The 2,417-nt window shown below is 35.2% G+C and carries 1 protein-coding gene and 1 CRISPR repeat array; the gene reads left to right on the top strand.

The window, feature by feature from the left end:
- On the top strand, nucleotides 1-314 hold a 314-nt coding region (locus Q0507_RS06700), incomplete at its 5' end, for a hypothetical protein (protein ID WP_298714193.1).
- A gap of 1,257 nt (nucleotides 315-1,571) precedes the next feature.
- Nucleotides 1,572-2,399: direct repeats of the CRISPR family, unit length 36 nt; unit sequence GTTATAGTTCCCTAACAATTTAGATATTGGTATAAT.
- Between the last annotated feature and the right edge of the window lie 18 nt (nucleotides 2,400-2,417).

Genomic DNA, 2,417 nt, shown 5'->3' with positions numbered 1-2,417 from the left:
AGGATCAAACTGGAATTCGTGCAAGCGTTGGCAATTCAGTAATTAGCGGCCGTTTCCTGCAGTTTATCGGTAAGGTTGTGGGATATTTCAAAGAAAACAATCTTACTGTTAATAAGATGATTATGCCAGCTAGTACTACTCGCCAGGTGCTAGTCAGCCTCGACGGGGTGGGGTATTCGATTAAAATGACAGTTGACCGCCCAGCGGCTGGCCAAGTCGAAGATGCGGTGCGTGCCATCCGCTATTTGACTAGCAGAGGAGTAGCTGCAGAGTACATTGATGTGCGGGTGAGTAGGCGAGCTTTTTATAAATGAGGAAGAGGCCTTAGATAGTAGGCTGCCCCTGCACTGGTGGGCCATGTTCTACTTTTGTTCTATTAAACAGCTAAATAGGCTAGGTGAAAAACTATATTAAAATATTGAAAATGCAAAAAGTCAAATAAAGCAGGTGAGGTGGGAAAAGTAGTAGGGGACAATATTTTTGAAAAAATGCAAATTTGTTCTCACAGCGCTGAGATTTTTTCTGTGGATAACTTAAGTCTATGGTATGTGCAAATTACTACAGCTATGTATTAGAGCTATGTTCGAGCATAGACTCTTTCGGACAGAATTGGACCTAGTTGGTGGTATTTTCGTTTGTTAAAGTAAATGTTTCATAAACGTGAAGCATAAAAAAGTCTGGAACAGTAAGGAGCTCAGGAATGTAACTCCCTGTTTTTAATTCCGTAATAGGATTAATAAGTCAAAAGGCCTTTTTGTCGGTATACGGATGAGGAGAGGATTAATCGTCTCTTTAGTATAAATTATAAGACGTAAAACGGGCATTGTGCGACGTTAAGTCTATGTGTAAAACATGAATGAGATTGCGTCCCTTTTGTTACTGTTTGGTTGATTCCAAAGATTTATTGCCTCACAACTTTTTAGTTATTTTATGTTTACCCCGCCTTTTATGTATGTATGAGATTCTGTCTTTGTGTACGTATTTGTTTGTATTTTGCCATCTTTATGCTAGTTTTTCTCAAACTCATTTTATTAGATTTTACTATGTATATATTTATTGTAACTACTTACATCTACAAAAATCCAAACTTTTGCGTTTGAGCCTCCTGAGCGAATCATTAAAATGTTCTATATTTGTTCTAAGCCTGTTGATTGCTGAATCAAATACAGATATAGGTAGGGGTAGCCCTTGTTGGATGACGATCGTAATTTATTTAGCAATAACTATCTATTCCTCATCGCTATCTGCTATCTTTGGATTTAATATAGCTTCAGGATGCTAATCAAAGTAATCAGAATCCATTTGCCAGACGTGGTTGTAGGTATCGAGTTAATTTGGCTTGGCTTTAAGGCGTGTGGCAACGAGATATCTCGTATCGTCTGTCATCTCTATGTCTACCATGATGAACTCTATTACTCATCTTTTTAAAAGACTATCTAAAGATAAAACCAATAACCGAGCCATGAGACCACTCGGCTATCTATCTCTTAAACAATACCTAGAACAATGCAAAACGAGCCATACAGAAGAATTATTCTCAGATGCTTGTTAAACTTACAGAGAATTCTGTCGTTATAGTTCCCTAACAATTTAGATATTGGTATAATCGCAAAGCCTTAAACATATCATCTTGATTAGTTATAGTTCCCTAACAATTTAGATATTGGTATAATAAAGATGGTGCTATACATTTTCATGCTGTTGTTATAGTTCCCTAACAATTTAGATATTGGTATAATAATTAGGAGAAGATTTAAATGTCTACAGCAGTTATAGTTCCCTAACAATTTAGATATTGGTATAATAACATTTTTACGAGTATGTGGGGTGTCATCGTTATAGTTCCCTAACAATTTAGATATTGGTATAATTCAGACTGAATATCAGAGTTCATAGTTGCGGTTATAGTTCCCTAACAATTTAGATATTGGTATAATCTTATTTAGTCGCGCTGTATCAACCTCGCGGTTATAGTTCCCTAACAATTTAGATATTGGTATAATAAAGCGTTGCATTTTTCGTTACCGCAAACGGTTATAGTTCCCTAACAATTTAGATATTGGTATAATAAGCCACGCCAGAGATGTCAGCAGGCTCGAGTTATAGTTCCCTAACAATTTAGATATTGGTATAATATATAGCAATAATGTCGGTGGTTAATGTGTGTTATAGTTCCCTAACAATTTAGATATTGGTATAATCAAAATCATTCGATAAAATATAATCAGAAAGTTATAGTTCCCTAACAATTTAGATATTGGTATAATAACCTTAGTTTTCTTTAATTTGCCTTGATAGTTATAGTTCCCTAACAATTTAGATATTGGTATAATTAGCATTCAATAAAATACTATTAAAAGCTTGTTATAGTTCCCTAACAATTTAGATATTGGTATAATACTTCCTCAAATCCCCCT

The sequence above is a fragment of the uncultured Veillonella sp. genome (assembly GCF_938010505.1).
Taxonomy (GTDB): Bacteria; Bacillota; Negativicutes; order Veillonellales; family Veillonellaceae; genus Veillonella.
Note: the sequence above shows the minus strand (reverse complement) of the source record. Positions and strands in the feature narration are given on the sequence as shown.